General features: G+C 54.9%; 16 protein-coding genes and 1 tRNA gene. 16 read left to right on the top strand and 1 reads right to left on the bottom strand.

Translation table 11 applies throughout. The annotated features are described in order from the left end of the window. From ABJK56_RS14485 to ABJK56_RS14545, 13 genes are all read left to right on the top strand, one after another. Positions 1–210, top strand: a complete 210-nt coding sequence (locus ABJK56_RS14485) for a hypothetical protein (protein WP_347245379.1) — start codon at positions 1–3, stop codon at positions 208–210. Next, the gene (locus tag ABJK56_RS14490) at positions 207–638 is read left to right on the top strand and encodes an HK97-gp10 family putative phage morphogenesis protein (RefSeq protein WP_347245380.1); all 432 of its coding nucleotides are present in this window, start codon (positions 207–209) and stop codon (positions 636–638) included. Before ABJK56_RS14485 ends, ABJK56_RS14490 begins: the two co-directional genes overlap by 4 nt. Continuing rightward, a complete protein-coding gene (locus tag ABJK56_RS14495) occupies positions 635–1,027 on the top strand; it encodes a hypothetical protein (RefSeq protein ID WP_347245381.1) in 393 nt (130 codons plus the stop codon). Before ABJK56_RS14490 ends, ABJK56_RS14495 begins: the two co-directional genes overlap by 4 nt. 3 nt (positions 1,028–1,030) lie before the next feature. Beyond that, positions 1,031–1,387 (top strand): hypothetical protein, encoded by a 357-nt coding sequence (locus tag ABJK56_RS14500; RefSeq protein WP_347245382.1) that lies wholly within the window; start codon positions 1,031–1,033, stop codon positions 1,385–1,387. Positions 1,388–1,395: 8 nt separating this feature from the next. Then, the gene (locus ABJK56_RS14505) at positions 1,396–1,875 is read left to right on the top strand and encodes a hypothetical protein (protein ID WP_347245383.1); all 480 of its coding nucleotides are present in this window, start codon (positions 1,396–1,398) and stop codon (positions 1,873–1,875) included. Between the two features lie 142 nt (positions 1,876–2,017). Then, the gene (locus tag ABJK56_RS14510) at positions 2,018–4,123 is read left to right on the top strand and encodes a tape measure protein (RefSeq protein ID WP_347245384.1); all 2,106 of its coding nucleotides are present in this window, start codon (positions 2,018–2,020) and stop codon (positions 4,121–4,123) included. Beyond that, positions 4,116–4,943: a hypothetical protein gene (locus ABJK56_RS14515; protein ID WP_347245385.1), complete on the top strand. Its 828-nt coding sequence runs from the start codon at positions 4,116–4,118 to the stop codon at positions 4,941–4,943. The genes ABJK56_RS14510 and ABJK56_RS14515 overlap by 8 nt, the downstream gene beginning before the upstream one ends. 15 nt (positions 4,944–4,958) lie before the next feature. Next, on the top strand, positions 4,959–5,315 hold the full coding sequence (locus ABJK56_RS14520; RefSeq protein ID WP_347245386.1) for a hypothetical protein: 357 nt from the start codon (positions 4,959–4,961) through the stop codon (positions 5,313–5,315). A 2-nt stretch (positions 5,316–5,317) separates the two neighbouring features. Further along, positions 5,318–5,938, top strand: a complete 621-nt coding sequence (locus ABJK56_RS14525; protein ID WP_347245387.1) for a hypothetical protein — start codon at positions 5,318–5,320, stop codon at positions 5,936–5,938. 12 nt (positions 5,939–5,950) lie between these two features. Further along, the gene (locus tag ABJK56_RS14530; RefSeq protein ID WP_347245388.1) at positions 5,951–7,807 is read left to right on the top strand and encodes a hypothetical protein; all 1,857 of its coding nucleotides are present in this window, start codon (positions 5,951–5,953) and stop codon (positions 7,805–7,807) included. Between the two features lie 121 nt (positions 7,808–7,928). Further along, the gene (locus ABJK56_RS14535) at positions 7,929–8,990 is read left to right on the top strand and encodes a phosphoribosyltransferase (RefSeq protein ID WP_347245389.1); all 1,062 of its coding nucleotides are present in this window, start codon (positions 7,929–7,931) and stop codon (positions 8,988–8,990) included. Positions 8,991–9,005: 15 nt separating this feature from the next. Beyond that, the gene (locus ABJK56_RS14540; protein ID WP_347245390.1) at positions 9,006–9,722 is read left to right on the top strand and encodes a hypothetical protein; all 717 of its coding nucleotides are present in this window, start codon (positions 9,006–9,008) and stop codon (positions 9,720–9,722) included. 5 nt (positions 9,723–9,727) lie between these two features. Beyond that, positions 9,728–10,102: a hypothetical protein gene (locus ABJK56_RS14545; protein WP_347245391.1), complete on the top strand. Its 375-nt coding sequence runs from the start codon at positions 9,728–9,730 to the stop codon at positions 10,100–10,102. 153 nt (positions 10,103–10,255) lie between these two features. On the opposite strand, the gene ABJK56_RS14550 is transcribed toward ABJK56_RS14545, so the two are convergent. Then, positions 10,256–10,723 carry a YccF family protein gene (locus tag ABJK56_RS14550; RefSeq protein WP_347245392.1) on the bottom strand — a complete coding sequence of 156 codons (468 nt, stop codon included), beginning with the start codon at positions 10,721–10,723 and terminating at the stop codon, positions 10,256–10,258. A 542-nt stretch (positions 10,724–11,265) separates the two neighbouring features. On the opposite strand from ABJK56_RS14550, the gene ABJK56_RS14555 reads away from it, so the two are divergent. The 3 genes from ABJK56_RS14555 (at position 11,266) to ABJK56_RS14565 (ending at position 12,393) form a co-directional block, all read left to right on the top strand. Further along, complete coding sequence (locus ABJK56_RS14555; protein WP_347245393.1) at positions 11,266–11,793, top strand: hypothetical protein; 528 nt, start codon at positions 11,266–11,268, stop codon at positions 11,791–11,793. A 16-nt stretch (positions 11,794–11,809) separates the two neighbouring features. After that, positions 11,810–12,232: a hypothetical protein gene (locus tag ABJK56_RS14560; RefSeq protein WP_347245394.1), complete on the top strand. Its 423-nt coding sequence runs from the start codon at positions 11,810–11,812 to the stop codon at positions 12,230–12,232. Positions 12,233–12,320: 88 nt separating this feature from the next. After that, a tRNA-Ala gene (locus ABJK56_RS14565) sits at positions 12,321–12,393 on the top strand. Positions 12,394–12,788 lie beyond the last annotated feature (395 nt).

The raw sequence follows: 12,788 nt of genomic DNA on the forward strand, positions 1-12,788 counted from the left end.
ATGAGCTACATCGATGATTTGAAAACCGCACGGGATCGTTACGCGGCTGAGCTGGCAGCCCGTCAGGGACCGCCGGATGTGCGCTGGGACGAGTATGAAGCTTGGCTGGTCGAACAGATCGCCAAGCTGGATGAGCTGATCCGTAATGCAGGCGATGACCCGGACGTGGTGACTGCAAAAGTGTGGACGATCTCTCAGGGGGCGACATGATCACCGTCACGTCGGCAGTCCGATTCGAAGAAAACGTGCCTCAAACAACGCGACAGCAGGCGTGGAAACTGGTCGTGGCGGCTGCCAACCTGGTGCGAACACGGGCTGTCCAACTCGTAAGCAAGCCTGCGAAACGGATTCGGAAAAAGAGGAAACGGACAACCTCGAAGGGCAAAAAAGGAACTCAATACACTGTGTTTGTGGGCAGCCAACCGGGTGAGCCGCCTCAGGTGAGACGGGGATTCGGTCGAAAAAACATCGCGATGGAGGAATATCCGGACAGCATGACTATTAGGCTCGGCGTCAGGAAAAACGCCGCCTATATGGCTTACCTGGAGGTGGGCACGGGACGAATCAAGCCGCGTCCGTGGTTGACACGCGCCCTGAATGAATCCGCGGGGGCATTGAAGGCACTGCGAATTAGATGACCGCTTGGCAAGCGATTACAAATCAGCTGCAAACGATTCTGGCAGCCCACAACGTGCCCTGGACGGTGGCTGTGTCGCCCCCACCAGGACAGGCCGGCCCGTGTGTCGCACTCGGAACTATTCGATTCCGGCCCGGTGACCGATCATCACTTGCCGAGTATCCGCGGATGGAGATTGAAATAACTGTGAGCGGCGTCGATGCGGAGGCTGCTGAGCAAGCCTACGAAATTACCGAGGAGCTGGCCGCGGCAGCGTGGACATCGACACGGTTCGTGACCATCAGCGGACGGGTCACAGAGTTTCGCATGGAACGTGATGAGGGAGCTCGCAAGGAACTATTCATCGCCACGGCAACGATCGAATATCAAGTACAACGAGTGGAGGAATAGGCAATGGCCGCACGTAGCGGAAAAGCTGGAACTTTGCAGGTGGGGAGCAATCAAGCGGAAATTCTCCGCTGGACCTTGGATATGGAAGCAGAAGTCTCCAAGTACGGAGCTGGTGGCTTCAAATACGGTGTTGCGGGTGTAATCGACGTTAAGGGATCGTTCGAGACTGTTTCCTTGCCGACTGGGGCCACTGTTGGAGCGACAGTTACGCTTTCGCTCGCCGAGGGTGGCACTGGCGGCAAAACGTACAGTGGCGAGGCGATCATTAAGAAAGTCAGCGTCACAGTGGTTCCCGACACCGGCGAGATCATCAAATATTCAATTGACTTCGAAGGTTCAGGGGAGTGGACGATTGCATAAGGTGATTTATGGACGGACTGGCACGGGTTGCAGGAAAGATTGAGCGGCAGATCAATGTTGGCGGCAAGCTCTACACGCTGTCCACACCGACACTTGCCGCATGGGCTGCGCTTGAGTCGCAACTGATCCAGGAGACAAATGACATTCTCGATAAGGCCGCCGCAGTGGCCGCCAAGGTTCCTGTGGAACAGCGGGCGGTGTTTTGGGAACAGGCACACAAAATGGCGTCGCAGCGGTGTGCCATCACCGTTGACGAAATGACACACTTGCCGCCGTTCGAGCAGGTGGTGATCCAGTGGTTCCTGTGTCTACAGCGGCACCACGCCAACGAGTTTCCAACCCTGCAGAGCGTACGGACATTTATCCTAAACGAATTAGGCGACGTTCCGCTCGACGAGATGGCCCAATACTTGTCGCACATTATTGAGGGCGGCTTAAAAAACTCCCCTGGCCCGACGGAGGGGACGGAATCGAATACAAGCGGCTGAATTGGCCCGCCCTCTTCCGTTGGGCTGCGGAAACATACGGCTGGACGCCTGATCAGGTGCTCCAGCTTACTATTTATCAGGTGCGAATTCTGCAAGGTGCCGTCGGGCCGGATGAACATTACGTAGTGCGGGAGTATCACTGATGGGAGTTCTGGCTGAATATGTGGTCCAATTCAGAGCGGCCGGCGTTGATTCAATCGCCCTGGCGGCGGGACAGGTTCGGTCCGCGTTGTCCAGAGTGTCGGAAGCAATATCCCCGACTGTGGAACGATTGCGGTTTATGGGCAATGTTGCCGTCGAAATGCTGAAAGGCATGGCGGCAGAAATTAAATTTACCGCAATGCAATGGCCCATCGTTTCAGGAGCGGTGGATGCGGTCAATGCCACATTTCAAGCATTTCGTGACGTCGGACAAGACGTGGCAGGCGTCATGAATCAAATGACGGCTCGGGTTCAGAATCTCATCAACCATTCGCCAGTTTTGAAAAGTCTTACCGATACGGCGTCCAACTCGTACGCACGGCTGCAAACAGTTGCTCAACGCGTCATCGGCACGCTGCATAATGCTGGCGTTGCCTTTGTACAGGCAGCGTCAAAGTCCACGGTGTTGCGTCACACGGCGACCGCGGTGGTCGGTGCATTTGAGCTGATGGCTACGGTCGCAGTACAGAGTGTATCGAAAATTTCATCAGCAATTGCTGGTGGTCTCACCAAAACCGTCAGCGGTATTGGCAAAACCATAGGCAAGACGGTCGGCTCTTTTACCAGTGCTCTCGGCAGCGTAGTAAGTCCCACCGCAATCTTGCAGGGCATGGGACTGGGCATCGGCATGAGTCTGGCCCAAGGCTTGGGAAGTGGCATCAAATCCGCCATCGGGCTAGCCAGCCAGGTCGAAACCTTGTCCACGTCCTTTGAGGTTCTTCTCGGCAGTGCGGGGGCGGCGAAAAAGATGATGGACGACATCAACAAATTCGCCGCGGCAACGCCATTTGAACAAATGGAATTGGCGGACGTGGCGAAACAGCTTCTGGCCTACGGAACCGCGGCGGATCAAATTATTCCCACCATGCGACAATTGGGCGATATTGCCGCCTTGAGCGGAGCGAATCTGAGCGATTTGGCGGCGATTTATGGCAAAATCCAATCCCAGGGACGCTTGACGGCTGAAACCCTAGAGGGCTTCCAATCCCGTGGCATCCCGATTACCAGGGAGCTCGCCAAGGCATTTGGGGTTACGGAAACAGAGGTTCGCGACCTGGTGAGTGAAGGCAAGATCGGATTCACCGATGTGCAAAAAGCGATTGCCGCATTGACGAGCGAGGGCGGGCAATTCGCCGGGGGTATGGAAAAACTTAGCCAAACAACGGCGGGGCTGTGGAGTACAGTCACGGGAAATCTCAAAACGGCCTTGGCAAATGTTGGCACGGCGATTATTGACGCGTTCAACGTCAAGCCCATGTTGCAATGGTTGGGCCAAGCCATGGATTCGGTCGCGCAATGGGCTGCCGGCATGCGGGATTATCTCATTTTTGTCCGGGAAAACTGGCGACTGGCCCTATCGATCATGGTCGAACGGTTTCGCATCTTTCTGCTTAACAGTTGGGCACGGATCAAGGCGTTTGCACAAAATGTCGTGATTGCCATTGGGTGGTTAGCGGACAATTGGAGGGAAGTATTTACGGACATTTTCAATATCACCAAGACAATCGTCACGAATCTGTTTACCAATCTCAAAAATTTGTGGACCGCATTTCGGACGTGGATCAAAACAGGACGCTGGGAGTTTAATTGGAAGCCGTTGACCGAGGGTTTCAAGTCAGCGATCAAACAATGGCCCGCGTTTGTTGAGGCAAATACCATTGAAAGCACCGAAAAGCTGGATAGCTTGATGGGTGAATGGAATAGGAGATGGGAGGATTTTCAACGTCAACGGCAAAAAGCCACGGAGGAAGCCACCACGACCGGGGCAACTGCTACCGCGGCACCAGCTCCCGCTGCTTCAGCCCCAAGGGAGGAAGCCAGTACTGTCACGGGCATCGGCACAACCATGAGCGGTTCCCTGGTGCGCTTCGTGGGGGTGGCTGAATTGGCCAAGCAAATGCAGGAAAAGGCGTTTGAGGACGTACAGCGGCGGCAAATGGAAGCTGCCACAAAGACCGCAAATGGCGTGGATAAACTCGCACGGACCGTGGACGGGGCTGCATTGCGAGTGAAAATTGATGGAATTCCAATCGCAGCCTATGGCTAATACACTTTTCGGATTTGTCGAAATCTCTGGATCGAACAATACGACACTGGACGCATCGAATGTGGTCCAGATCGATCGAAAATTTGTCGGCCCCGCGGCGAGGGTCATTCCATTTGTTCGCTACATGTCGAAAAAATCCCACCCGGTGGCACGGTGGGCGTATCCGGTTTCAATACGCATTGAGCCGTATCTTGGGGATGCAACCCGTTCCGTTATTCCACGTGATCCATCACGTGCGGTAATCGGTTACGATGTCGCCATTGTGACAATCACCTATGGTGTGAACACGCAGGCCATTGCCCTATGGCCGGAGGGATGGAGCGTTCCGCATCATCGCCGGGGAACGTGGTTGGAATTGCGGCTCGATTCCAGCGGCGAATTCATGCAAATTGAAAGTGCGGCGTGGGAGGACAATAAGGCCAAAGATCCGGCCTATCCCATTCCCGAACACGGATCACCGGCATTGCAATTGTACATTCCGCAGCAGAGGATTACGGTCGTGTGGCATGGTGTTCCGTGGGTGCCGAAGTATCTCGACTTTTACGTGAGCAAGGTCAACGCCAAAGAGTTTCTCGGCAAACCAGCGGAAACCCTCTTGTTTGAGAATTACAGCATCCAAATGGAAACAGTCTTGGACCTAAATTATCCGGTCCGCTGGGCGGTCTCATGCAATTTCCTGTATCGTTGTGTCCAAGATCATGGCCCCCATGGATGGAACGAGGAATTGAGACGGGATGGCTGGAGGCGGGTTTTCGTTAGAACGGTGTACGGGCTTCGGCCGCGGTACGACAGTGCGGACTTCAACCGGCTATTCAGATAACGATGGAGGATACCAATGATCACATTTGACTTGTCGGTCCGATTCAGCGATACCGAGCCATTTCCCGCGGATTATGTCCAAACGCTCGACTGGGAGCGAACCGGAACAAAAATCCTGGCGGTGTCCAAGACCGTCGGAACGACTGCGATAACAATTTCCCTTGCGGATTTAACACAGCCTGGTTACGCATTTTTCAAAAACATGAGTTCCCAGGGCAATATTGATGTGGGCTATAACGATGGATCGCAACGTTCATTGATCCGCTTGGCACCCGGGCAATTTGCGCTTTGTCCGCTGAAACCTGGTATCACTCTAGGTGCACAGGCTGACCAGGCTGGATGTGTATTATTGGCAGTTGTCTATGAGGCGTAAGGATGCGACCAACACCACGCCGTGGGGAGATCATCAGGGCTCAGGATATCGACCGGATTGCCCGCCGGGCGTACGAGGGGGCCACCGTTTCGGATTCCCTGGTGACATCCGCCGGGACCATTGCGCTGCGGCGGCAAAACGTTCCGGTTGGTCTATTTCTGATTAATGACGAGAGATGGCAAGCACGTCAAATTGGCAATCAATTCTGGCTTGCCGCTCACGCTCAACGCACGGCGTATTCCGAAACAGCGGGATGGGCCGTGCCGGTTGCCAATGAAACAGTTTTGCTGTGGTGGTCCTGGTTCGGTCCGGTGGCCGAAAATTTCAAGGTGCCAGTGGTCAACAGATACGTGGCCGCCTTTCTGGACCCATCACGGCAGAAATGGGAAGTATTGACCACCTTTCAGCCCATTTTCCGAATCGTGCTCAAAGGCTCATTTGACGTTTACGGTGTCGCACCGGCTTACTTTGTCGATAAGGGCGGCAATCAATACACAGATGTAAGCATTAACGTCTACGATCCTCTTCATTTGTACATCGGGATGGGGGATAAGTTCGGTTATGCAACCTACTTTTTCGACGGTTTGTTTGGCCGGTTTGAAATTCTCCAATTGCAGTGCTGAGTTTCCCTACCCATGTGGCACTGTTGCCCACGATGTTTAATTGCACACGCCGACGATTCGGAAACGCCTTTTTCCCAGCGCCAGGATATGCAGGGTTCCGGTACGAATTGGACATGGACTGTTACCGGAATCGAACACAAATACGGCTTTGTGGTCCGAATTCACGGAACTGGGATTACACACGCCGCGCTGACACTCCGCCCGGTCTATTACGATACGCCCCAAGATACATTTACGGTCCGCTGGGGCGGTGAAAGCGCAAACGAAATGGCGTTTCTGTGGATCGGAGTGAGCGGGTCCGAAGCCCCCATTGCTGCTCTTCCGTTAAGCTCATTACCTTGGGCGTATCACGTGGAAATTGGTTTTGGATGGCGAATTCAGGGACAGAACATTGCCGTTGCATACGCCCGGTTTTACGGCGAAAACGGTAATCTGATCACGGAAGCAAAAGCCCCCATCATTTTGACAACCGCGGCCCTGAAATGGCGATTGGACGAGGTATCATTCGCTGGCGGGACGCGCGTTGAAATTTTTGGGGTGGCGGGACCGGATGAGCCGTGCTGCCTTGTACTGCCGGCCGTGGATTGTAGCCGGATCGATTACCGCGGGGCAATCACGAATTTGAACTATTTGCCGTTTGTGGCCACAATGCTGCCCCAGTGGATCAGCAACCGTCCGATCGTGCGGGCGTCAGCCCGGTGGGTCGTTCGCACCGCATTGGGAGCGAACCTTTACACGTCCGTTTCATTTGGCGACTGTTGTGCGGCAAATAAGTTCTCGGTCGTGTTCGAAGCCGCGGCTGCCAAGGCATATCTCATGTTTGAATGCGGCTATGGCGGCCAGGTGGCGGAAGTCTCGTTGCCAGGATTGGCGCAATGGGACAACAACCACGGGGATGCTGATTATCATTTCGAGGTGTGCGTTAAACAGTTTTTCTGGGCTGATGAATATGGCAACCAGTACTACAAAACCCAAGTGGGCGTCCGGGCTTCGGCGTCCTATGGCCCGGGTGATGCGGGCGTGATGGAAGATGGCTGGCTGATCATTGACGGCACGGCCTGCCTCTACGACTTCGGTGGTCTTCAAAACTTCATGTGGGCCCCAGTGGTGGGCGAATTCTTTACCATTGGGCGTCTCGTAAGTGCATACGCCGACTTGTGCTATTGTCAAGCCCCGGAAGCCCCGGCTTTACCGAACGAATGCATTAATTCCATTTGCACGGCCGATTATTGGCCAGAACACGATCCGCATCCGCCGGATTATTGGTTGTTGAGTTTCAGCAGTTTGCCGGGACCGTTTGGAGCCATTGCGCCGTACGCACCACTTGGCTTGACGGAATGCGTCGGATTGGTGACAACCGAGACAACATCAGCGGACGGCAATGCGTTATCGCCGGGCATCTATTCCGTTCCCCAAATGGCCGGTCTGGTGCGGCAATGGATCGAAACCTATTATGGCATTTACGGGCACAAACTGGTCACATGTGACGTGCATACCTGTCGTTCTGAAAACGCCGGGGATTATTCCTGGATCGTATCGTGGGATTCCTGGCTGTCCGTACCCACGTCCTTAATGCCCCTGCTGTGGTCGATCAATAGAATCCCCCTATGGCTGGATGTAACGTTCACGCTACAGGTCCGGCTGGAAAATCACCGATATTGCGTCATATCTCGACGGATGCTTTTCGGTGCGGAATCCCCATTTCCGAATTGTTTCGATTCGGTGTCCTTCCATTTGCTGTGGGCGGGGCCTGTTAGGCGACAGTGTTTCAATTCAGCTTTGCAAAGCATAACCTGTGACGAATGCGATGAATGGGAATTTCCCAACTTTGATCAGCTCACTCCGGTATTGATACCCATTTTTGAATAGCCTAGGCATGCTAGAGTGCGAACGATGCAGATTGTTGCGAAACGGTCGGTGCGAATTATTGCAACCACAGCGGTTTGCTGAATGGTTGCGCATTCAGGACACTGGGAAATGTCCCTATTTCATGCCACAACCCGATCCGCACACGTACGCAGCCTGTACCGATTGTGTGAATCTACTGCCTAACGGTCGCTGTCGGAAATTCCTGGCGGGATGTGATGCCGAGCAACGGCGGCAATCCGCCCTTCGGCTGGGGTGCCGTTATCGTTCGGTTAGGCCGTCCCTTTCCCTTCACGTCGATGCCGTTCAGATCAAGCAGGGAACGTTCATCACCTTGCAGCGCTTGACCGAAGACACGCTCCGCCTTGGCCGAATTCTGGCCCCTTATCGGTTTGACGGCGTGGTGGGTGTCGCCCGGTCCGGGCTTATTCCTGCGTCGATACTGGCCGCCGTGTGGCATGTACCGTTGTTGTCGGTGTCGCCTGTGTCGCAACACATAACGGCCCTTGGATCGGGCTATCGCCTTGGCGACCACGGCAAGACGGCCCAGTTGACAAACGTTTTGCTGGTGGATGACACAATCTGCGGCGGCAATACCAGCTCCCGAGTCCTTGCCCTGGTGGCGACAGCCCTGCCCAATGCCCGAATCGTATTTGCGGCGATTTACGCAACCCCGGAAACGATTGATCGGGTGGACGTGTGCGCGGCGGTGTTGCCGAAGCCCCATGTTCTGGAATGGAATTTTGCAAACACCTATTTTGTGCAATGGGGGGCATTCGACTTTGATGGTGTGCTCTGCGTCGATCCCAACTGTGCGGATGACACCCCCGAATATCAACGGCACATTGCATCGGCGGAAGCCCTGTATTTGCCTCGGAAACATCCTATAACAATCGTGTCGGCCCGCTGTGAACAAAATCGGGATGCCTCGATGCAATGGCTCCATTTGCACGAGGTTAATGTTCGTCGTCTCATCTTATGGCCCGAATCTTCCCGCCGGGCATCAACCACAGACATTGCCAATTGGAAGGCGAATATTCTTCGACAACTCAAGGCCAGTGACGACATACGTTTTTACGTGGAATCCGACCCTATACAGGCACAAATCATTGCCGAACGTGCCAACATGCCCGTTGTGTGTCCAGCCGCCGAGTTGGTCTTCAATGTGCAGCAGTGGATGTGCTGACGGACAGGATATGCCATGAAGGCTCAGCGGATTGTATCTGTTATTCGCCGCAGTGCTGCAACGCAGGGTCTGGACGGTGTCCCGTGGCCACGTGAGCGTGAGTGTGTGGCACAAATGCAGCGTGCGTGGGATGAGTGGTTTGGTTCAGGCAGTTACACTGAGTTTCGCCGTTTTCTGTACGAGATATCAGGAGCGACGACAGCGGTCACCCGGGTTACTAGCCTTGACGAGGCGAAGGCAGAGTGGATTGCTTTCATCGATGATGATGATTGGTTGTTTGCAAGCGTTCATGATCTCATTCAAGATGTGCCCGATGATGTGATGTTGGTGGCGTGGCCCGTGGAAATCGCGGTCTTGACATCGGAATTGCGGCGTGAGGTTGAACCGGTGACCGTCCGTCGCGGACCCCATAGTTGTGGATATGCGGTTCGCCGCAGATTTTTGGATAAGTTGACGCCAGAGCAATTGGACCTGGTGCGTGATGATCACCGTCACGTTCACCGATATGTGCATTTCAGTGGGTTCCGATATTTGTTTCGTGAGCTGGTTGGTGCATGTTATATTTTATCACCCGCCTCTATAACGGTAGCCATCAGTGAGATACCGTTTGAAAAAAGATTCGCTTTGCCCGACGCCTATCAGCGCTGTGCTGAGAATTGGCCGCATCCATTAAATGCAATTGCAAGGCGCCTTGTCGAATTAAGTGCACGGGTTCATGGATCACAGGGGTAGTCACGATGTTTTATGATCTTGGATACCGTGTTGGCTCCATTCACGTTCCGCGCACCGGTGGCACGGCGATCAGCATCGCATTTCGACCCTTTCTCGGTGTCGGCAGTGGTTGGGACCTCGGACGGCTGCGTCACTTACCAGCCAGCGCCATGGTGCGTCTGCTCGGAATTGACTGCGAGGGCATGAGATTCTTTGCAGTACACCGGCCATTTAAGGAAATAAAAGCATCGTTGCAAAAGCTCATCGACAGGGACCGGAATCTGCTAGAAAGCGGACAAGGTCACATGTTCTCACCATCATGGAAAGAGGTGTTGAGATCGCCCGAGCCACTTGAATACATGTTCGCGTTAACGATGTGGCCGACCTATGAACAAGAGTAGTGGCACTATTGGACGAACGGCGCCGACGTTCGGCTCCTGAACTTCGAGAATTTGCAGACGGAGTTGCACAGACTCAGCCAAGAGTGGAATTTGCCTAAATTGGTGTTGCCGTCGATAAGGGTAAACTGAGAGGTGTGCCACTCATTGTTGTTGTCAGCGTGCCAAGTGGGAGAATTTTCTCTCCGCAGCCATCTTCCTGAGGTGCTGGGCTTCTTCCACTGTCACGATTCTTTTTCCCAGCGGAAAAAGTGCCACCGAGGCAAGCTTGAAGTGTGCGATTGCCCAAGCCGGTGCCCCAAGCAGAACAGGAAGGACGAAGATACAGCTCACAAGGCACGCCAGTCCACAAATGACCTCAACAGCGGCCACCCACCAGCCGCAGAGGACAAACCACAGCACGTTTCCTAGTGTGGACATCGCCGACACTTTCTCACCCAGCAGCCGAGCATCGACCAGCTCTTTGCCGAAAGGGAAAAACGCAAATTGAGCGATTCGGAAACAGGCGATACCGAAAGGTATCGTGATCACGCCTATGTAGCAGATTATGCCCGCGATCCACCAGCCCAGGCCTGCCCAAATGCCACCGCATATAAACCAGATCACGTTGCCAAGTGTCCGCATGTCTGCTCCTCCAATATCTAAACAAATAGTGTTGCCCGTGGTTGCCCATGCGGTCCGACTGCGGGCCGGCTACATATTAATCCGAGGACGAGGCAAATGCAAACCCCGACCCAACGATCACCTGTCCGCAATGCAAAGCCGGTCACTGCACTCTAGTCGTCATTGAGCGGATTGTAAAAGCGAAATCTTGTAACGACAATCAGAACCGGTAAAATGAATTAAAGAGACGTTGTGTGATGGGCGGCTAGGGAAGCTAGCCCCGAAAGCCCGCCGCCACACGGGCTGCCGCCCGTCCTTCTGTGGTGTGGCGTCCTTTTTCGCGTGGAGTGGCACACGTGTCTAGTGACCTTCCCCAACGGTTTCGGAATCTGGCCGCACTGTATACGGCCGTCCTGGAGCACTGGTGAGTCTTTTGGGAGCGTATCAACGCCGAGGACCGCAACGTTCGCCGCGGTGCGGCGGTTGCGTGGGAAAAATTTCGGGACGCTTTCATAATCGCGGCCCGCGCGTTAGGCGAACTAAGGCGGGAGGTTCCCAAGGAAGTGGCAGACCTGTGGATGGGTTTTACCTACTCCGGCCCGCTACGCGTGAGAGAGGCTTTGGATGGGCAAGCTGAGTTTTTCGGGAAATGGTTGCCCCGGGTGACCGAGGCGGAAGATGTACGTTGGATTTGGCGTACGGACTTCCACCGGTACATGGAGTGGCTGGAGCGGGATAGGTATGACCTGGTAAGAGCCGCCGAGGCGTGCGAAGACTGGACCCGCAAACAGGAAGCGGAAGAGATCGTTAAGGCGCTTCAACAACCCGCCCCATTGGAAAGCTGTGACCAGGCGGAAGCGATCGACAGGCTCCTGGAACAGCCCGAAAGTGCGGTGAAAGACGGGGCAGCAGCACCCGTCGAAGCTACACCCGCAAAACCCGCTTCCTCAGGGAATGACGCACAAAACCGAACCGCCAGCCCACGGGGCCACAAGGAGCACCGAGACCGGCGGAAGGCGAAAGGTACCGAGCGGCGTAGAATGTTCGAAGCGGCCATGGAAGACGGGAGCGCGGACGGGTTTGCATTCTGACGGGGAAGGTGAAACCATGAACATGAAGGCGGGAATCGAAGACGTTCACCGGCTAACGTTCCGAAATTTCCAGGAAGCGGTAAGCTGGCTACTGCGGGGCGGCTACCGGCTCCGGCTCCGCCCGGATGGTGTGGTGGAAGTGTGGCATTCACTCCCCGGTGAAAGGCCGGTCACTCAAGACATTCTGGACGCCCTAGTCCCCTTCTACCGGGAATTCAAGCGTCGGCTGACAAAGCCCCGCGGTTGGCCCCGGAATGTGGAGTTGCCCAAGTGGTGGTCAGACATCGCCCTTGGTTTCAAGATCACCCGGGCAAGGGCGTCAGAATGCCCGGAATGCCGATTTCCAGCGGCCATCCTAGTGGATTTCGACATCTGGAATGAGTGGCGTTGCCCGCAATGCGGGGCGATTGCTGTGCCTTCTCTTCCCTATCTCGGATAGCCGACACCGCAATTTCTTCTATCATCCCCCCTTTAGTGCTACCTCACGTTTCCTGCATGTCACGCATCGCCCGCTTTGAGAAGGCCCCGGGGCGGTAGCTCAGTTGGGAGAGCGCTTGAATGGCATTCAAGAGGTCAGGGGTTCGAATCCCCTATCCTCCAATAAGTTATTTTGGAGCAATAGGTTACGCTGCACCGCGGTGCCCGATGCCGTAATTCAATGGCCCGCTCGATTCGCTCGTCTTTCGCCTTCAGTGAAGCCGCTCTAGCCTCGGTTCAAGCCGCAGGTTCCATTCTCAAGAAGCTTGCACACCTCAGCTTTTACCCCTCTATAAGCAACCCGACCGCGGCGTAGTGGAATGTGTCGTACAGCTCGAAGAGGCCCGGAAAATCCACCGCCTGTGCCGGCACTGACACACTTGATCAGAAAACCCGTGATTTCCATGTGGAGTGCGGGGCTTTAGCCCCGCTTTCCGCGCGGGACTTCAGTCCGCGGGGAAGCAGTGAATAATCGAACGTTGCACGACAAACCTGACACGGCGGACCTGACAAGCAGG

The organism is Thermogutta sp. (assembly GCF_039793925.1).
GTDB lineage: Bacteria > Planctomycetota > Planctomycetia > Pirellulales > Thermoguttaceae > Thermogutta.